Consider the following 19818-nt stretch of genomic DNA (forward strand, 5'->3'; position numbering starts at 1 on the left):
TTAAACGTCTTCGGGTTGTGATACGCGACTGCCCACTACGCCATAATAGGCAATGAATAGGTAGCACGCAGCAGGGAGTAAAAATGAGAGGGTAATGCCAATAGAATCTGCAAGCATACCTTGCAGTAACGGCACAATAGCGCCCCCGACAATGGCCAGACACAAAATGCCCGACCCTTGTGGAGCGTGCTTACCAAGCTGCTGTAAAGCCAAACTAAAGATGGTGGGAAACATAATTGAGTTGAAAAGACCCACACCCAAAATAGACCACAGCGCAATATTTCCTGAACTTGATATAGACACTAAAATAAACACGATCGCCATTACCGCATTAAACGCGAGCACTTTACCGCCAGAAATCTTCTGCATTACTAGCGCGCCAATAAAGCGACCGACCATTGCCCCACCCCAATAATAGGCAATCAGCTGAGACGCTTTTTGCTCGCTTAAACCAGCAACAGAAGGGCTAGCTAGGTAGTTAACCAGCATACTGCCTATGGCAACCTCTGCCCCTACATACATAAAGATACCGACCGCACCCAACACAAGGTGGCGATATTGCCATGCACCACCAGAAAACACTTTTGTATTGGTATTGGTATTGGTGTGATGAAGCTTAGGTAATTTTAAATACAAAAATACAAGTGCAAGCAGCAGCAGTGAAAACGCTAAAATAAGGTACGGTACCTGAACGTCAGATGCAGACGCCGTTGCTGCGCCATGCTCTCCAGCGGCCCCAAACATAAGATAAGAACCAAAAAATGGCGCTACCGTAGTACCTAGCGAATTGAATGCTTGGGTCATTGTAAGGCGAGAAGATGCTGTTTTAGGATCGCCCAACGCGGTGACATAAGGGTTCGCAGACACTTGCAGGATAGTAATGCCTGACGCAAGCACAAACAGTGCAATAAGAAATATCGCATAAACGCCTAGCGCCGCAGCAGGGTAAAATAGCAAGCATCCTAAACAGGCTATTGCTAGCCCGGCCACAATTCCCTTTTGATAACCAATTTTTGCGACCAACATACCGGCGGGTAATGAAACGATAAAATAGGCACTAAAGAAGCAAAACTGAATAAGCATTGCTTGTGTAAACGTTAAGTTAAATGCCCCTTTTAAATAGGGAATAAGAATATCATTAAGGCAAGTAATAAAGCCCCACATGAAAAACAGCGTAGTTAACGATATTAGGGCGAACCTATATCCTCCAGCAGGCATACTTGAGCCTGTTGACGTATTGCTATTATGGGCTGATGTTTCCACTATAAACCTCTACTGACATTATTAAGGGCTATTAACACGTTAGTCTCGAAACTCGAACAAATACAGTTTTCATATTTGTAAGCGCTTACATTGTTAATTAAATATTACACGAAGAACCCAAAAGTTCAATGTAAAAAACATGTTATTTTTGTTCTTTTCTTTAAGAGCAGACACGACTAACACCAAGCCCCCTTGCTTCGCAAAGGGCCTGTGGTAAACAAAGGCTGATCACGTCGTTTATATATCGCTTGGCTGGTTGATTCATCGAATTCCTCACAAAGGCTACGGATGATTTAAGGTATCATTGCGGTTCGTTTACTTAATAACAACATCGCCATGTTTGAAGCTAATCATTTAATGTTGCTGGCCACAATCGCAGTAGCAACGTTTATTCAATCGCTCACTGGATTTGGCTTTGGCTTAATTGTTGTTTCGATACTTACTGTATTTAATCTTTTACCCCTTACCGCCACCGCATTTTTGATAAGTGCATTGAGCATAATCAATTCAGCAGAACTTGCCGTAAGAAACACAAGCCATATACAAAAAACAGCGGCGAGACACATTCTTTACGCAGGCCTACCTTTTATTGTGGTGGGTTTTATATTGCTTGAATGGTTGTCGACCTCTGAAGCGGGGTTACTAAAAACGCTTTTAGGTGTGTTTATTTTACTTGCAACCGTTTCATTATTGATAAAAAAGCAGAAACAAACACACGAAAGCGGTGCCCTTAGCTTTTTTGTTTCAGGCGCATTTGCGGGTGTGTTGGGAGGACTATATTCAACATTCGGCCCGCCAGTTGTTTATCAAATATACCGACAACCGTGGCACATTGAGCAAGTAAAGGCCACGCTGCTTTGTGTGTTTAGCATTACGTCGTTAATTCGGCTGTTAATTATTCCCTTTGGCACGTGGCCCGCACTCGATACGTTTTACGTAGCTATCACGGCAATACCCGTTGTTTTAATTTTCACCAAATTAGCGAGAAAGGCATCACCATTTATTAACCACAATGTTATAAGGCGTTTCTCTATTTCACTGCTGGCAACAAGCGGACTACTCTTACTGTTTCAGCATTAACGAATATGCACGTGTTCATGGGAATGAGGATGCGCGTGCAAATGGTCATTGTCGTCACGACAAGGTTCTCCCGGCAATTCAAATTCAATGGTTGTATGGGCAAGTTTAAAGGGCGCCAGTATCTCAGCAACTTGATGCTTTAGATGACGCAACCTGTCATTGTCGATACTGCAGTTAATGACGATGTGAGCGCTTAGCACGTGCTGCTCACCGTCTAATGACCAAAAGTGAATGTGGTGAATTTCTTCTACGTGATCTAGTGAAAGTAACGCCTCAACAATGTCTTTCTTTTGCTCCTCATCTGGCACGCCTTGCAGAAATAACTTCATCGTTTGAATAACATAGCGTATTACGTTAACCAGAATGAAAAGCGTGAACACGATAGAAAGTACCGGGTCTAAAATAGGCCAATGAAAAAAGTGCAGTACAGTCGCTACAATCAACACTGCTACCCACCCCATTGCATCTTCAATCAAGTGCCAGTTCAGCACTTTCTCGTTCATAGAATGGCCACCGCTAAGCTTAAATGCAGCAAATCCGTTAACCGCAATCCCTAAAATAGCCATGCCTATCATGCCTTCGGTAAGGGGCATTTCTGGCTGCATCAAACGTGGTATCGCTTCAGAGAGGATCCAAACTGAGCCAACAACGAGAATAAGCCCATTAATCAGTGCACCTAATAAACTTAACCGCTTGAAGCCATATGAGTACTTCTCGGTAGCTTGCTTATGACCCATCTTACTCAAATACCAGGCAAGTCCAATGGAAAGCGAGTCACCAAGGTCATGCACAGCATCAGCCATAATGGCAACACTGTTAGTAAGCCAGCCTCCCACAAACTCAATAATGGTAAAAACAAAGTTTAACCAAAACGCCCAGCCGATGCGGGTACTGTCAGCCTCACCATTACTATCGTGATGTTCATGGTGATGATGGTGGTGATGCATTGTTATTACTCTTTTTTCTATGAATTGTCAGCATACTCCCCTGTGCGCTTTGTGCCAATGAGGATGGCACATAGAAAGCGGGGTTATTGACCGATATCAACTTCTCATGATGACCACATGCGCCATCGCATTTTCATACTAAAACTTATCGCGGTAAACCCTTGCACTTTACGATTACATGTGTAATCTTAAATTTAGACTACAAATGTAATCCATGTGAGATAGTGATGACAGATACACATAAAAGACCCGATATTTCAAATGCTGAGTTCGATGTGTTAGATGCACTTTGGGACGACTACCCGGCAACCTCTAATGACATTATCGATAGGTTACGCCAACATAAAGACTGGCATGAGAAAACAGTCAAAACGTTATTGGGTCGCTTAGTTAAGAAAGGGGTACTGGATTATGAAAAACATGAGCGCAAGTACCTTTATCGGCCACTTATTGCCCGAGAAGATTATACAAAAAAAGAAACCGAAACATTTGTAAGTCGATTATTTAAAGGAAAAATCGCGCCTATGGTCGCTGGGTTTGCGAATCAAAATGCGCTGTCTAAGCAGGACGTAGAAGAGCTTAAAACCTTGATACAACAATGGGAGAAAGACAATGATTAATTGGATTTTTTCTCAACAAATAACATTGTCCATTACCCTTTTGATATTAATTGCATTTGAGCGCTTTTTGACAGCATTCATCGGGCCCCGCCTAAGCTACAAATTATGGTTTTTTGTACCGTTAACGATAGCAGCCTTTAACCTTCCGATAGAGATTGCGCCGGCGGTATCCGGTCAAATAAGCCGGTATGTGGTGGGCATTGCGCCCGCGCTACCTGTAACTAATATTAATGCATTTTACTTGGTATGGGCCGCCGGTGCTGTACTGGTAAGTACCTATATCACTGCCCACTACATTGCGATATATGCCTCTATTGGAAAACGAGTCAACGCTTATAAAGCAACATATTACAGCCAACGCGCCACTACGCCCATGCTGTATGGGTTCATTACCCCAAAGATATTGCTGCCCTTACACTTCACCTCGTTTTATAACCATCAACAGCAACGCATGATCATAGAACATGAAATCATACACGCTCGTCAAGGCGACCATATTTGGAATGGGATCGCACTGCTTATTACTACAGCGTGTTGGTTTAACCCTATTGTTTGGCTGGCATTAAAATCGTTCAGAATACATCAAGAACTCGCGTGCGATAGCCGTGTACTTCACAACAAATCAAATGATGAAAGACTTTCCTATGCAAAAGCACTTGTGCAGTGTGCTGAGCATTCATCAGCAACCCTCAATCTCTACCCTACATTTGGAGAAAAAAGCACCATGATAAAAAGACTACAACACATTAAACAGCCTCAGGTAACAAGCAAATTAATCAGTATTGCGTCAGTATTAATAATAAGTGCATTTACGGCCAATATTGCATTAGCCAACTTAAGCAATGCGCCTGTAGAAGCGAGTAAAATTAACGATGCAAAACCCGTTAAACGCGTCGAACCTCTCTACCCTCAAAATGCGGTAACCAACGAACTGGAGGGCTCAGTAGTTCTGCAGTTTGATATTACCGAGACGGGTACAACCGATAACATCAGTATTGTTAACTCAACGCCAGAAGGTGTATTTGACGAAAGCGCTCGTTACGCATTATCGCAGTGGGAATATAAACCTCGTATACAAGGCGGAAAGGCGCAGCGCCAAGCAGGGTTATTAGTGCAATTAGACTATAAACTTCGCCCTGAAACAGCAGCACAGTAATACAGCAGTGACGCTGCTCACAACAATGAACAGCGTCTTTCTATGCTTTAGCGCCCTTGATACCCTCATTGTTTTTTCTCGTCGTCATCGTACCTCGGGGAGTCAAGACAATCTCAGTCGACACATTAAGACGATGTGGAATAATATGAGAAGCCACTATTACCAATGTGTGAACACTAGCTTTATTAAGTAATTCACACACATTGTGTTGAGAGACAGAATCTAACCCTTCAAAAGGTTCATCAAGTAACAAGACGTGAGGTTTAGCAACCAGCGATCTCGCCAACACTAGCCGTTTACTCTCACCGCCAGACAAAGGCCGCCCGCCTTTACCTACCCATGTCGTTAACGGTAACAGCGACGTTAACCCAAGAGCTCGCAAGCAAGACGTCATATCATCTTTGTTTACGTCATCGTTCGCTGGATTAAGGTTTAGCGCAATACTGCCTGACAACACGATTGGAGTTTGCTCTACGTATAGCCATTTATCGACAAGGCCTGCATTAATTACATTCCCATCAACATGTCGCGCCCCCGTTGACGGCAACAACCCAGCGATGGCTTGTAATAACGAGGATTTTCCGCAACCAGACTCACCACCCACGGTAACCAAACCAACCGCAGGTAACGACGTGGTGAGCGCCGGCATGGTTCTGCCTTCAGCCTTAAACGCGGTTAATACTAGTTCCTCCCGTAGAGGAAAGGTTGTTAATTGGTGTAGCGGGCGAGTATTAAGTGCTTGTAGTGCCTTTTTGCTTTGTTGGTAATGAGCATATTTACTGATGGCAATGAACGCGCCAGACGCCCACTCTGGAGCAGCTAAAATAACCATTGGAACCACAACAGCAATGGGCACGAAAAACGCAGGTGAAGCAAAGGCACAAATAAGCACTACAAGTAAAAACGCCATGCCTTGAAATAGCCACCCGCCAGTTTGCGCTTTTTGCTTATGTAGAGATTGTACTTTCCACACGTCATTTGCGCTCGGTGTTTTCACTAGCGTGCTCGCATTACCCTGCTGCACTTTATGCTTTAAATGCCAAATGGCGCTGGCATTAAGAAACTCAGACGAGGTATCGCGAAATTGTCCCGCGTGCTGCGTGTGTGCTTTTGCAAGAGTCAATGCGCCCACCCCCTGCCAGACGATTAACACTAAAAACGAAACGTATAACGCCCAAAGAACATTTACGCCGGGTAGCATAACTAAGGAAGCACCGACACACAGTGAGGTAAAGAGTAAAAGAACACTCGAAAGCGGCGATATCCATGCAATCCATTTCGACGCCAATTCTTCCGTATGGTGGGCTAATGCCTCTGTTGTAAGTGCTTTTTCATCCAATCGACTATTGGTTAACTGAGAAAACACTGCAAGGCGTGTAGTCGCAATTCTGGTGAGTAAGTCGTTGTGGCCTACCCACATACTCGCGTAACCAGAGGCTATCCGTAAAAGCGCAAATGCACGAATAACAACAGCGGGAATGACGTAATTAAAACCAATAGGTGCAATTGCGCTTATGGCAATAAACCAAGAAGAGACGACTAAAATACTTAATCCTGCTACAGCATGTAACATTGCCAGTAAAAGTGTGAGGTAAGCTGGTCGTGTAGAGGCATCAGAAGACGGGCCGTTCTTTGGCTTTATCATACCAACACCTCTTTATTTTCAATTGTCCAAAAGTGAGAAAACCAGTGTGCAGGCAACGCTTTATGCGATGCCCATATAATCGTTTTTTTTCGAGTAAGCGAATAGATAAGTGACGATAACCGATGATGTTGGCTATCTGGCAAGTGTGCTGTTGGTTCATCAAGCAACCAGATGTCTGCATCACGCAGCAACGCTCTGGCGAGAGAAAGTCTCTGCGCTTCACCACCAGATAGCGCGGGGTAATCAGTCATCTTTGTATCGAGCCCATGAGGCAAAGCGGCTAACCAATCTCCAAGCTCTACGCGGTGCAATGTGTCGGTAAGTACTTTGTCACAATAGGAATCATCTAAGCACAAGTTGTCTCGCACGCTAGAAGGCAAAATGACAGGTGTTTGAGTAAGCCACACTGTATTGCAATGCAGTGAGTGAGACGCTTCCCGTTGTTGTGAGAGGGCTTCTAGTAATACGGTTTTACCGCTACCTGACGCTCCGCTCAGTAAAATACGATCATTTGGAGCTATTCGCATAGCCTCACATCGCAATAAACCGGGCACCTCAAACGACGCTGCGTGCCATCCTGTAAATACCATTGATGCGCTTTCATTGTCTCGCGACATGACTGAGGGTAAAGTTGGAGTAAAGGAATGCCCAGGTTTTGAAAAAAGCGGGGTGAGAGCCTCTTGTGCTGATTCACCTTGCGCTTTTTGGTGATAAACCTGCCCTAGTTTTTTCATTTCGCTTAACAGTAAAGGGACCGTTAATAACACCCATAAACCTTCATGCAACGTAATGCTCGGTCCAATGCTGATTTCACCTAGTAATGTAAAACCGATAAATACCGCAACGAGCGCGACTGATAACGTAGCGAAGAAATCGAGAACACTATTTGATAAAAACGCGACACCCACTACATTCATTGTCCGCTGATTCAAATTATCACTGGCTTGTGACAACAACGAGGTTTGCGCAACGTGGGCGCGGTAGTTGGCTAACATGGGTAATGCCGTTAAACGGTCGGTGAACATTCCCCCTAGGCGTTCTAAGGCAACAAAATGCTTTTTATGAAGCGTGGCGGCGCCTTTACCTACTATAATCATAAAAAGTGGAACAACAGGAAGCGTGACAAGTAGCCCTATTCCAATCACCGCATTGATATAGAGAATAACCGTAAGCACTAACAAGGGCACAATGGCTGCAACTGTCTGCTGAACACGGTATTCACACGCCCAATCAGCGAGCGCCTGCAATTGTGTTAACCAAACTGCTTGCCAGTAAAATGTTGAGTGCTGTCTAATCAACGCATGTTGACGCGCTGCAAAGGTTTGTTGCAGCGCTCGTTCTAGTGCCGTTAACAAGGTCATTTTGTAGCATGTAGATAAGTAGTTAAAAGCACCTTGTAACGCCCAACTTATTGCTAAGCTAATTGCCAAATACACGCTTACAGATACGCCTGCAGCTGTCTTATTTACTATCCACTCATGAACAACGAGTGAAAAAAAGTAAAACCCAATAATTAAAGAAAAAAGTGACAAACACTTAACCAGGGTAAGCTGTAAAAGCGATACTCGCATGCCAAGCTGATGCGCCTTATCAATTTCACTGGCCCATTGCGTAAGTGTTTGCCGACAAGCACTTTTTTCTTTTTTCACTGTAAAAATACCTTTGTAGTAGATAATGTGAAAAAAGGCGAAGCTAATGCTTCACCTCTATGCAATAACGTGCATTATTCAGCGTCTTCGGGTCTATCCATATTTTCTGTAGACTCTAGCCACATGGCATTAATAATGCCAAATGAACACGCTAACAACACACCTAATATCCACGCGAAATACCACATCATCGTCTCCTTAATAAATTGTGTGCGATTGGTCTAAATCGTCGTTTTTAATACGGCCACGCATTACGTAAAAACTGTAGGCGGTATAGCTAAGAACGATGGGGACAAAGATACAAGCAACAATAAACATCACATTTAAAGTGAGATGACTTGAGGTGGCATCCCACACTGTCAAACTCGCTTGCGGCATAGTGATACTTGGCATCAAGAACGGGAACATTGAGAGGCCTGCTGTTAAAATTACACCAGCAATGAACAGCGCACTTGAGACAAAGGCTAGCCCCGCATTTCCTTTTTTAGAGAAATACGCACAACCCAAGCCCGCAGCAATACCTAGTGCTGGCGCTATCATCATAAGCGGGTATGCACGGTAGTTATTCATCCATGCACCGGCTTCTATCGCGACCTCTTTTTTAAGTGGGTTTGATGTAGCAAGCGTATCTACCGTTGAAGTAATCACGAACCCATCTAAACCAAAGGCCACCCATATACCCGCTATTGCAAATAAGGTAACACCCACTAGGCTTAACACCACAGAGACCGCTCGAGCGCGCACTGCAATAAAACCATCGGTTTTCATCTGAAGCCATGTTGCGCCATGATTAAGCAAAATTGCTACCGACAGCAAGCCGCTTACTAGTGCAAAAGGCGTTAACAAACCAAAAAACGATCCTGTGTAGGTTGAGCGTAGCGTACTGTCCATTTCAAATGGTACACCAAGCAATAAGTTTCCAAATGCTACGCCGAAGATCAGCGATGGAATGATGCCACCAGCAAATAAGGCCCAATCCCACGCTTTGCGCCACTGCGGGTTAGGCAATTTACTGCGATAGTCAAAACCAATAGGGCGCATCCATAGTGCAATTAACGTCAGCGCTAATGCCAAATAGAAACCTGAAAACGCGGTGGCGTAAATAATGGGCCATGCGGCAAAAATTGCGCCACCGGCGGTAATAAACCACACCTGATTACCATCCCAATGTGGTCCAATCGTATTTATCATTACGCGGCGTTCTTTATCGTTTTTTCCGATAAGTGTAAGTAGCGCGCCCACCCCAAGGTCAAATCCGTCTGTGACGGCAAAACCAATAAGCAGCACCCCAACCAAACACCACCAAATTACACGGAGTAGTTCATAATCAATCATGCGTTTGCTCCCTTAGTCTCTAAATCAATAAGGGTAATATCTGTTTCAGGCTGCTCTGGAGCCGGTGGAACAGGGCCTTTTTTGGCGAATTTCTTCATTAAGTAAAACGCCACAATAAACATTACGGTGTAGAACGTGCTGTATGCCACCAACGTTGTAACGATGTCACTGATCGCAAGGTTCGACGCTGAGGCATGTACAGGCAACACCTCTGCTATAGACCATGGCTGGCGACCGTATTCAGCCACAAACCATCCCGCTTCACTGGCAATCCAGGGCAAAGGTAAGCTAAATAGCGACGCTTTAAGCAACCAACGAGGCTGAGTAATTTTATGCTTTGTGCTGTAGTAAAATGCGCAAAGGAATAACGCCAGCATCAGGAACCCAGATGCCACCATGAGACGGAAGCTCCAAAATAGTGGCGCAACAGGCGGAATACTGTAATCAACAGCTTGTTGCAATGCGGCATCACTAGGGTTTGAAACATCATCAGTGAAAGGCTCAAGAAGCATGGCATACCCAAGACTGTCTTTATGCGCCTCGAAAGCTGCGCGTTGTTCTGGTGAAGCGGTACCATTGCGGACAGCGTCAAGTACCTCATAGGCCTTAATGCCATCAAGAATACGCACTTCGTTTTCACGTTTTAACGCTTTAATTCCCTTTACTTCTTCGGTAAGTGACCGAGTAGCAATAATGCCCATTGCCCAAGGGATTTGCAGTGCATAGTCGGTTGTCTCGGTTTCATCATTCGGAATACCGAATACTGTGAATGGAGCGGGTGCAGGATGTGTCTCGTACTCGGCTTCAACAGCGGCAAGCTTAACTTTCTGAACATCGCCAAGTTCATAACCACTTTCATCGCCTAACACAATGACAGACAACGTAGCAGCTAAACCAAAGCTTGCTGCGATAGCAAAAGAACGACGGGCAAAGGCGATGTGCTTGTGGTTAAGCAGGTAATAACTTGAAATGGCAAGCACGAATATGGCGCCAGTGACATACCCAGCTGACACGGTATGTACAAATTTGACCTGGGCCACTGGGTTGAACACAACCTCAGCAAAACTGGTCATTTCCATACGCATGGCTTCAAAATTAAATTCAGCCCCTACCGGATATTGCATCCAACCATTTGCAATTAATATCCACAGCGCCGAGAAATTAGAACCTATAGCGACTAACCACGTTGCCATCAGATGTTTAACTTTGGTCATTTTGTCCCAACCAAAGAAGAATAATCCCACAAAGGTTGATTCTAAAAAGAACGCCATCAGGCCTTCAATCGCCAGCGGCGCGCCGAAAATATCGCCCACGTAATGAGAATAGTAAGACCAGTTCATACCAAACTGGAATTCCATGGTTAAGCCAGTAGCAACACCGATAGCGAAATTAATACCAAACAACTTGCCCCAAAACTGAGTCATTTGCTTGTAAATTTCTTTACCAGTCATCACATACACCGACTCCATGATGGCAAGCAAAAAGCTAAGCCCTAATGTGAGGGGCACAAATATAAAGTGGAACATTGCGGTTAACGCAAATTGCCACCGCGATAGTTCAATTAACGTATCGCTCATGGAACTTCTCCCTTTTTATCGCACAGGTTTGTGCTATCAACAGTTGTTAATGTTAGTTAGCGTAAAGCTAGTAATCAGTAAGCCTATGAGCACGCTTTATGCCAGCGTCACAACGTAAAAATAAAAAGTCATGACGGCACTAGAGATGCTGCATTTTCCTTACTGTGCAAGCGGATTATTTCACGGCAGAAGGTGGAGGATTTTGATCTATCGCAAATATAGAAAACAGTTTTTGCGCCATTTTTGGCAATTAAAAGACAAAAATGGCACAGATTTATTGAAAAACAAAAGGGGCTTGAAAGTAGAAAGCAGGCGGAACAAGGGGTAAGCAATACGCCTTATTTATTTGAATCGTATGGCGAATACGTGAGGGTAAACGCACCGCGTAGACTGCCGACATCAAATCCTGTCGCCTGATCGTCAGGATAGGCACCATTAATAGCCTGTTGAACGCTTGGTGATATCGCGTCGCCGTGACAAGCGGTGCATACCTGGCCGGTTTGAATCGCAGACATATACCGTATTTGGCCGGTGTTTTCATTGTACTGAATAGCCTCTAGTGGGCCTTGTACGTGTGATGCTAGTGCTTGTGCAAACGCATTCAACTGCTCACGCTCCCACGCGTCGGGCGCATTACCTGAATTGCGGACTTTTAGCGCCGTGCGCCCCACTTGCCACCCGTTGCTACTTAAGCCTTTTGCGATAGGCCCGGCTGCAAGCTGACAGGCGTGAACGCCCCCCTCTAACCCATTGGCTTGGATAGCTTGTTTTAACGTTTGTTTCAACGCGCCACCTAGCGCTTTAACATGCATTCTAGCTTCATTTACTTTCTCTGGGGGGACTATTGCAGCGACACTATCACCACTTATTAGTACTGCGCTTATGCACGCTAACAGCGTATAATTTTTCATTTAATCACCTTTAAAAGTGTATGACAGGAATGTATTTCACCTGGTTTTTAGGGGTATCATTATCCTTCTCTTTTGGGAGAGCATTACCCTGTTCCTTCGGGTAATAGCAACGTCTTACTAACAAGTGTTGTGCCATTATGGTAGTCTCAACGCTTGCATTACGTTTAAGAACAAAGGAAAACTGGGTGTGAATATTGCTATTGTTCAAGCAATGATAGACGCGATTGACAAGCCTGCCATATTCATCAATCAAGACTATATTATTGAAGCGGTAAATACGCCGTATCGCAACACCTACCCCGTCAATATAAAACCCGGTTTTAGTAAATGCTTCAGTGTTTCACATAACAACACCAGACCATGCGATCAATGCGGTGAAACCTGCCCAATGGCTCAGTGCAAAGAAACAGGAAGAAGTGCTAGCACTGTACATATCCACTCTACTAATCAAGGTCAAAGTTATTGTGACATTCTTATGCGACCTGTACATGACAATACCGGAGAACTACTAGGCTACTTAGAAATATTAGACAAGCTAGCATTTGCTTCTAACAAACCGTCAGAAGGTAAGATGATTGGTGAGTCTGACGCATTTAAAACGATGTTAAACAAGATAAATCGTGCGGCCAAGTCTGATATCGCAGTGCTTCTTCAAGGTGAAACGGGAACCGGAAAAGAGTTGGTATCACAAGCACTTCATAGCAGTAGTCATAGAGCAGATAAGCCATTTGTTGTTATTGAATGTACTGGCCTCACTGATGCCTTATTTGAAAGTGAACTTTTCGGTTACGAGAAAGGGGCATTTACCGGTGCCGTGGCAAATAAAAAGGGGCTGGTTGAGGCTGCACAGGGTGGAACGCTCTTCTTTGACGAAATAGGCGATGTTCCCCTTTCTATGCAGGTTAAGCTATTGCGGCTGTTGGAAACGCAAACCTATCGACCCGTTGGAGGCGTGCATATTAAGCAAGCAAACTTCAGGTTAGTATGTGCAAGCCACAAAGACCTAAAAGCCATGGTTGCAACGGGCGCTTTTCGACAAGACCTCTACTATAGAATTGCGGGTTTCCCAATATTCCTGCCTCCTTTAAGAGAACGTCAAGACGATATAATTCTGCTCTGCGAACATATATTATCAAGCTTTTCTGATAAGAAACGGCTTCACAAAAAAGCCAAACAAGCCCTTATGCAATATAATTTCCCGGGCAATGTGCGAGAACTAAAAAACGTCATAGAACAAGCTTCACTGCTAGCAGATGAAAACGTTATTTTTGAAAGTGATTTACCCGACAGCGTTTTTGAAAAAAATGGCGACAAAGAGTTAAAAGGCATTGTTCCCCTTGAGGTCATAGAGGCAAATTATTTAACTGATATTGTTCATGATTATTCAGGCTCTATTGACGAGCTTGCTGAGTCTTTGAATGTCAGCAAGCGTACTTTATATCGAAAGTTGCAAGCATTAGGTCTTAAGCTTCCATAATAAAAACATTACGCTGGCATTAAAATAATTTTCGCTTTTTGTAGCCACCAACACTTTATTTTGAGTAGTATAAAAAGACGTTGGTTTATGAGGTTTATATGCGCCTTTCATCTTTCATTGCTTTTTTGGTGTGCTTTACGCTTATGCTGCAAAATGCAATGGCGTTAGGGCTAGCATCATATTCAATGGAAAAGGCCCATCGTTATGCTGGCAATGACGTAGAGCTCATTTGTACTGGCAAAACCATGCGTTATATTTCATTAAGTCAGACAGAAGCACTTGGCGAGTTTGTATTTATTAGCCCTGACGTGCTAGACGCGCCTGCTGAGCACGTTGATTGCACAAACAGCGTGCTTGCCGACGTTCCTCAAACTGATAATGTCCATGTATCATCATTAGCAAGCTTACCCCTTGTTCGTTACCGTGCGCTTGTGCAGCGTATTGCTCAACACCCTTACACCCTTTTCCCTTTCGCGGCCCCGCTAGGCAGAGCCCCCCCTCAAGCATAACAACCCTTTGTTTTCGATACTGACGCTCTGTCAGTCAATGTATATTACATATTGGATTTGTTATGAAAAAAACTGCTATCGCACTGGCTATTATTGCTGCCAGTCATTCGCTTCATGCTAACGCGGATAGCGCGTCGAGCACCGAAATAATCACTGTTATTGGTGCGCCTATTACGTTAACCGATCATGAGCCTGTCAACGCGTCGACAAATACTGAGGCTGACTTTGGCGACCAATTAGATAATCTCGCGGGTGTCTCAATCACGCGCAATGGCCCGGTTACGGGGCTTGTTCAATACCGAGGATTATACGGAGACCGCGTGGGTATCAGTATTGATGGGGTCAACATTACTGGCGCGGGACCCAATGGAATGGATTCTCCGCTTTCTCATGTCCTGCCAGAAGTAGGCCTTAGTGCAACACTCTACCGAGGCATTGTTCCTGTGAGTGCAGGTGTACAAACGCTAGGTGGCCAGTTGCGTATTCAGTCTGATGCGGCTTCACTGTTTCGCCATGAAAATGGACTAAGCGGCGTAATTCAAGGCGCCCTTGCCTCGCCCAGTAACGGGCAACAATACCAAGGCAATGCATTTTATAAGCTCGACAATGCTTTTGTAAGTGCGGCGTTTACGCATCAACAGCGCAATAAAAGAGAAGACGGTAACAGCAATAACATCGTCAATAGCCATTACCTTCGAAATGGTGCAAAGCTGCGTGCAGGTTACGAGATGGGTGATCATCAGGTAGATATCAGTTATCAACGCCTAAATACGAATGCGAGTGGCACTCCTGCGCTGGCGATGGATATCGGATTTATAGACGCCGCGTGGTACAAGCTGGGTTATCGATACACACCAAGCGAGGCACATACGCTTACGATAAATGCGTTTGGTAATAGCAATGAACACGCTATGGATAACTTTCGACAACGGCCGTTAATGATGCCGACTATGTCGCGTGAAAACAATGCAGACTCGAAAGCACGCGGTGTGGATGTGAGCTATACCACCGTTGATGGAAGCATTGAAATTACGTTAGGCGCAAATGCACACCAAAGTGAGAACCACTCGGTAATCACCAACCCCAACAATGCCATGTTCTTTATCAATAATTTTACTAACACGACACGTGATACCTACAGTGTGTTTGGCGAGTATCTGCGCCAGCATGAGAGCGTAAATTATGTGCTAGGTGCACGATACACATCGGTGACTATGGACGCTGACAACGCAGGTTCTAGCATGGCGATGATGAACGATGCTATCGCTACTTTAGTGAACACCTTTAACAATACTGAAAAGCGCGACACATATGGCATGCTTGATTTAGCCGCCACGGTTGAAGTTCCAACGGGTGACAATGTATCTGTATTTTTAGGTGTGTCGCAGAAAAATCGTGCACCTACCTATTTTGAGCGCTACACCTGGTTACCACTTGGCATTTCGGGTGGCATGGCTGACGGTTTCAATTATATAGGAAACCTGAATATAGATAACGAAACCGCCCGGCAAATAGAATTAGGCCTTCATATGGAATATGGTGGGTTTGTGCTTTCGCCACGCCTCTTCTACCAAGATATCGAAAACTATATTGCCGGTACGCCCAGCACCAATATGGCAGCCAACATGTTCTCTACCATGATGACAGGTAGCGCGCCATTTCAGTGGAATAACACAGATGCAGTCATAAAAGGGTTTGACGTAACCTTAGAGGGTAACCTGACCGATAACCTCCATCTCTCTATGGTTGCAGGTTATAGTCACGCTAATAGAGATGATATTGATGATGCACTTTTCCGTATTGCGCCAGAGCAGCTTACTACTCAACTACGCTGGAAAACCGTGGTATTCGACACACCCCTATTATTGAAGGCTACTTCCGAATTGGTGGGCGCACAGAACAATGTATCGTCTCTGCAAAGTGAGGCGCAAACTTCTGGGTACGGGCTTATGCATTTGGGCATTGAATGGGAGATGAACAATACGCTTCGCATTTCGGCTCAATTACGCAACGCGTTTGATAAATACTATGCTCCACACCTTTCAGGCGTTAATCGCGTTGCTAATGCAACACTTGCGATAGGCGAACGCATTCCATCACCGGGCAGAGAATGGCAGGTATCTCTAACCTATCAATTCTAGCTTTATTATTGCCAACCGCAGCCCTTTGGTATCGAGAGAAACGATACTGAGGGGCACTGCTACAATTGCTGAGTTGCCTGCCATATCAAACGGCATGCTAACAATGTCACCACCCACTTAAATACCTTCATAAAGTGTGTTGCGGGTATACGTTTTAATATCTTAAGCCCTATAAATGTTCCAATAGCACCACTTAAAATCATTCCTATAACTAAACCCGCCCATTGATTAAACGAAAAGCCTACAAAAGAAAAAACGAACGCTTTTAATGCATGCTGGAATGTCATGCAGCTTGCAAATGTGGCCGTAACCTGCATTTTGTTGTAGCTGTTTCTATGCACAAAGGCGGCAACTAAGGGGCCGGTAGCGCCAACAAACATTGTCATTAGGGTCGTGATCATTCCAGCAAGCGTCCGCCCTAAAGGCCCCATGTTTTGCGCTTTGGGTTTACTTCCCCACACCAAAAATAATATGAAGGCAGCAACAGCAAATTGAATAATAATTAAGGGCAACTGCACGACGATATAGGATGCGAAGACTGCACCTAACAATGCACCGACTGCAAAAAAGCGTAACATGGCCCAATCAATATGCTGAAACGTCATGATTGCACGGTTTCCATTTGAGCCTAGCTGTACTAACCCATGAACAGGAATGAGTGCAGCGACGGGGAGACTTCCAGCCATTACGGCAAGTAAAAGCACTCCACCTCCGACCCCCACAGTGGCGGTCATCATTGATGTGAACAAAGACATAATTATTAACAATACTGCTGTTGCTGATGAAACCGCCCCATCAGCGCTCAGCCACTGTATAAAAATTTCCATCGCATCGCTCAATGTAAACCAGTATGCCCAACCATACATTAACAGCGCTTCAGTACCCAACTATCAAATAAAAATCGTAACGCGCGGTTCAATGTAAACGTATATCTAGGCTTATTTGATAGTCGTTTTTTAACGGTGAGCGAATATGAAACTACCCGCAAACAGCGCATAACTATTCAACCACCGAAAACATAAATAAAATTATTGCAAATTTATTACAAAAAATAAGAAACAAACTTAAAAATTTCAAAAACCACACATAAACCTAAAAAATAAACGCCAAGAGCATGAAAAATATAACTAAAATCCATAGCTCAGAAAAAAACCTCAACAAAAACCAAAACAGATGAATTAGAAAAAATAATGCAAAATAACAATTATTTTAAATTGCGCAATTCTCTGCAGCCGCTAGAATGCGCACAAATCGAACGCCCTTAAGCTATTTTTTAAACAATTTTGAGGATACATCATGGTTAAGTCTTTATTAGCAACAATTGCTGCACTTTCACTTTCAATTACTTCAGCGCAAGCGATAGAATTGGAATCAGGTGATAACTCTCCGTTTACACAGGTTTGTATCGCAGCAGTTGAGTCTAATGATTCGCTTCAACGCGTAGTAACAGAAAATGGCATCAAAGACTTTCAGCTTGATAACATCACGTGTAACGACATGCCGCTTAACAGCTTCGTTAAGAAATTCCGTTCTGCAACAGGCAATGACGTTATTCATGTAACGTCTTTCGAAAACGTTAACAACAGCATCGAAAGCGATTTATGCATTGCGGCGGCCACCTCAAACGCTGCGTTCAAAGAAGCGCAAACAGTATTGAATGTGCGCGTTAGAGCAGAAGAATTATCGTGTAACGGTCAAAGCCTTACTCGTTTTGCTAAGAAGTTCAATAAAGCATTTAACGGTTAAGACCTCCTCGCTCGACCATGTTGATATTAAAAAAGCGCCTTTTTGTAGGCGCTTTTTTTATGATTTATTAAACCCAACGTAAGCAGTACTGTTCTTAAAGCGCGAACGTTGCGCTATTTACCGTTGTGCACTAATTCCCGCTCGCTCTTGAGCCCTAGCACTTTTTTAAAAAACAACGTGGCTGGGCAAAAACCGGTAAAGCTTTGCTGGAACAAATTGGCCCCGATAAATACGGTGAACCACATAAAGTAGGGGTGAACCCATACTGTCAACGCAACAGATAACATAACCATAAAGCCAGCAAATGCTGTCAGAGCTCTTTCTTGTGACATGGTGTCCTCACTTAACATAGTGTATTAATAAACGTGCATTAATAAAAATAACGAAGTGCGACGTAGGCATTACTCGCATCTTCAAATTGCCCCCAAAACGTATTGGGGTTATCGCCTTTAAAGATATTGATGCCTGAACGTAACTGCCAGGTGTCACCAGGGCTATAAGTAACGTTCGCTTTCAGATACCCATCGCTATCAGTGGGCGAATAAAATAGAAATGCGTTTACCGTCAGCGTTTGACGTAGCGCCATGTAAGTTATTCGCGTGGTTACCCAATGCCGGTAACGTTCTTGTTCAAACGCAGGAAAAGGCGAATGACTAATGAGCGCATCATAGTCGTGGATGACTTCGGTGTACCACTGCATACCGCCTGTCACATTGGTGTACAGCTCTTGACTGTAGCCCAGCAAATATCGGCTTTGCGTATTCATGATCAGTGGGTTAGCGCCATTGCCGTCTTCAACACTGTCGTAATACGCATATTCGGCATTCGCTATTCCAGCGCCAAGCGGCATTAACACACTTGCGCCATAAGCATTCATTCTGCTGTAACGGGGACGCCCTGTGTCATCTAGGGATAGCGGCTGTTTGGTATACCCTTTATACCCATAAAGTGCGACCTCGGCTTGACCGACACTGCCATAAAGTCTCACTGCGATCTCTTCATTATTTGGCGTGTTGTCATCGGCAACCACAAAAGCCGGTGCAATATTGTCGTTACGCTGCGGGCTAAAAAAGGAAAACACCTCTCCTGTAATACCAATATCTGGTTCGAATGATGGCGTAACAACGACGTCAGCATTAAACGCATCAAAATACCCTGACAGCTTAATCGACGCACTTGGCGCTTTTAGGTATTCATCGTCGCGCCCTGCAAAAAATGACTGAAAGTCTTTTGGAAATAAATCGTTTAAGAACAGGTAATCACCTGTCCCCCATGTCAGCACCTGCTGCCCCACTTTAAGGTCGAATCGTTCCCCCCACTTTCCCAAGTCAGACAAACTTCCCTGCCAGGCAAGTTCACGTAACTGAGACTTCCAACCACGCTTGACGCCGTCATAGTAAAGGTCTCCACGAAAGCGCACTGTTGAAGCGGAAAGCGCGTAGTCGGCACGCACTTGAATCCTGGCATCACGTAATGTTTTCGAAGTGTTTATTGCAGGGTCATTATAAAAGCGATTTCCAACCGCGATTTCAGCAAAGCCCGACAAGGTCAGTGGGTTGCGCTCTACGGTACTGTCTTCCCAGCTATCTCCCCATTCATCACCCCAATCGTCCTGTGCTTGTTGCACACTTTCATCACTTGATGCGGCGCCATTACTATCATTAACACTTTCCTGCTGGCTCAAAACACGTGGTGATTGAACAACTAGACACAGAGCAAGCAAAAGCGCAAAGCTGAAACGATTTATAAACATGGGGGTATC

At 44.4% G+C, this 19818-nt stretch carries 18 protein-coding genes; 7 read left to right on the forward strand and 11 right to left on the reverse strand.

From position 1 onward, the window contains the following. Window positions 1-1218, reverse strand: coding sequence for a sugar MFS transporter (locus tag ACOJRU_RS16385; protein WP_421134788.1), 1218 nt, complete (start codon window positions 1216-1218; stop codon window positions 1-3). A 381-nt stretch (window positions 1219-1599) separates the two neighbouring features. Here ACOJRU_RS16385 and ACOJRU_RS16390 point away from each other — a divergent pair, with 381 nt between their 5' ends. Next, on the forward strand, window positions 1600-2343 hold the full coding sequence (locus ACOJRU_RS16390; protein ID WP_421132789.1) for a TSUP family transporter: 744 nt from the start codon (window positions 1600-1602) through the stop codon (window positions 2341-2343). On the opposite strand, the gene ACOJRU_RS16395 is transcribed toward ACOJRU_RS16390, so the two are convergent. Further along, a complete protein-coding gene (locus ACOJRU_RS16395; RefSeq protein ID WP_421132790.1) occupies window positions 2340-3290 on the reverse strand; it encodes a cation diffusion facilitator family transporter in 951 nt (316 codons plus the stop codon). The genes ACOJRU_RS16390 and ACOJRU_RS16395 overlap by 4 nt on opposite strands. A 227-nt stretch (window positions 3291-3517) precedes the next feature. On the opposite strand from ACOJRU_RS16395, the gene ACOJRU_RS16400 reads away from it, so the two are divergent. Together ACOJRU_RS16400 and ACOJRU_RS16405 are read left to right on the forward strand one after the other, a co-directional pair. Continuing rightward, entirely contained in the window at window positions 3518-3910 is a 393-nt protein-coding gene (locus ACOJRU_RS16400; protein ID WP_421132791.1) for a BlaI/MecI/CopY family transcriptional regulator, read from the forward strand. Continuing rightward, on the forward strand, window positions 3903-5066 hold the full coding sequence (locus ACOJRU_RS16405; RefSeq protein ID WP_421132792.1) for a M56 family metallopeptidase: 1164 nt from the start codon (window positions 3903-3905) through the stop codon (window positions 5064-5066). The genes ACOJRU_RS16400 and ACOJRU_RS16405 overlap by 8 nt, the downstream gene beginning before the upstream one ends. Window positions 5067-5106: 40 nt before the next feature. Here the strand turns inward: ACOJRU_RS16405 and ACOJRU_RS16410 are convergent, their stop codons facing one another. The 6 genes from ACOJRU_RS16410 to ACOJRU_RS16435 all read right to left on the reverse strand — a co-directional run bounded on the left by ACOJRU_RS16410 (window position 5107) and on the right by ACOJRU_RS16435 (window position 12183). Further along, window positions 5107-6711: an ATP-binding cassette domain-containing protein gene (locus tag ACOJRU_RS16410; protein ID WP_421132793.1), complete on the reverse strand. Its 1605-nt coding sequence runs from the start codon at window positions 6709-6711 to the stop codon at window positions 5107-5109. After that, a complete protein-coding gene (locus tag ACOJRU_RS16415) occupies window positions 6708-8360 on the reverse strand; it encodes an ATP-binding cassette domain-containing protein (RefSeq protein WP_421132794.1) in 1653 nt (550 codons plus the stop codon). Before ACOJRU_RS16415 ends, ACOJRU_RS16410 begins: the two co-directional genes overlap by 4 nt. 74 nt (window positions 8361-8434) lie before the next feature. Then, window positions 8435-8548, reverse strand: coding sequence for a cytochrome bd-I oxidase subunit CydX (cydX, locus tag ACOJRU_RS16420; RefSeq protein WP_421134789.1), 114 nt, complete (start codon window positions 8546-8548; stop codon window positions 8435-8437). Window positions 8549-8558: 10 nt separating this feature from the next. After that, window positions 8559-9695: a cytochrome d ubiquinol oxidase subunit II gene (gene cydB, locus ACOJRU_RS16425; RefSeq protein ID WP_421132795.1), complete on the reverse strand. Its 1137-nt coding sequence runs from the start codon at window positions 9693-9695 to the stop codon at window positions 8559-8561. Continuing rightward, window positions 9692-11272, reverse strand: coding sequence for a cytochrome ubiquinol oxidase subunit I (locus ACOJRU_RS16430; protein ID WP_421132796.1), 1581 nt, complete (start codon window positions 11270-11272; stop codon window positions 9692-9694). The genes cydB and ACOJRU_RS16430 overlap by 4 nt, the downstream gene beginning before the upstream one ends. Window positions 11273-11610: 338 nt before the next feature. Further along, window positions 11611-12183 (reverse strand): Tll0287-like domain-containing protein, encoded by a 573-nt coding sequence (locus ACOJRU_RS16435; RefSeq protein WP_421132797.1) that lies wholly within the window; start codon window positions 12181-12183, stop codon window positions 11611-11613. Between the two features lie 211 nt (window positions 12184-12394). On the opposite strand from ACOJRU_RS16435, the gene ACOJRU_RS16440 reads away from it, so the two are divergent. The 3 genes from ACOJRU_RS16440 (at window position 12395) to ACOJRU_RS16450 (ending at window position 16310) form a co-directional block, all read left to right on the forward strand. After that, entirely contained in the window at window positions 12395-13660 is a 1266-nt protein-coding gene (locus tag ACOJRU_RS16440; protein WP_421134790.1) for a sigma-54 interaction domain-containing protein, read from the forward strand. Window positions 13661-13758: 98 nt separating this feature from the next. Then, window positions 13759-14169 (forward strand): hypothetical protein, encoded by a 411-nt coding sequence (locus ACOJRU_RS16445; protein WP_421132798.1) that lies wholly within the window; start codon window positions 13759-13761, stop codon window positions 14167-14169. 62 nt (window positions 14170-14231) lie between these two features. Further along, window positions 14232-16310: a TonB-dependent receptor gene (locus tag ACOJRU_RS16450; RefSeq protein ID WP_421132799.1), complete on the forward strand. Its 2079-nt coding sequence runs from the start codon at window positions 14232-14234 to the stop codon at window positions 16308-16310. A gap of 59 nt (window positions 16311-16369) precedes the next feature. Here ACOJRU_RS16450 and ACOJRU_RS16455 read toward each other — a convergent pair whose 3' ends face one another. Continuing rightward, on the reverse strand, window positions 16370-17137 hold the full coding sequence (locus ACOJRU_RS16455) for a TSUP family transporter (protein ID WP_421132800.1): 768 nt from the start codon (window positions 17135-17137) through the stop codon (window positions 16370-16372). A gap of 469 nt (window positions 17138-17606) precedes the next feature. Between ACOJRU_RS16455 and ACOJRU_RS16460 the strand changes: the two genes are divergently transcribed. Then, on the forward strand, window positions 17607-18056 hold the full coding sequence (locus tag ACOJRU_RS16460; RefSeq protein ID WP_421132801.1) for a hypothetical protein: 450 nt from the start codon (window positions 17607-17609) through the stop codon (window positions 18054-18056). A 113-nt stretch (window positions 18057-18169) separates the two neighbouring features. Here ACOJRU_RS16460 and ACOJRU_RS16465 read toward each other — a convergent pair whose 3' ends face one another. Together ACOJRU_RS16465 and ACOJRU_RS16470 are read right to left on the reverse strand one after the other, a co-directional pair. Next, on the reverse strand, window positions 18170-18388 hold the full coding sequence (locus ACOJRU_RS16465; RefSeq protein WP_421132802.1) for a YgaP family membrane protein: 219 nt from the start codon (window positions 18386-18388) through the stop codon (window positions 18170-18172). Window positions 18389-18426: 38 nt separating this feature from the next. Next, complete coding sequence (locus ACOJRU_RS16470; protein ID WP_421132803.1) at window positions 18427-19809, reverse strand: hypothetical protein; 1383 nt, start codon at window positions 19807-19809, stop codon at window positions 18427-18429. Window positions 19810-19818: the final 9 nt, after the last annotated feature.

The organism is Alteromonas algae, assembly GCF_049117195.1.
In the GTDB taxonomy this organism is placed as follows: domain Bacteria; phylum Pseudomonadota; class Gammaproteobacteria; order Enterobacterales; family Alteromonadaceae; genus Alteromonas.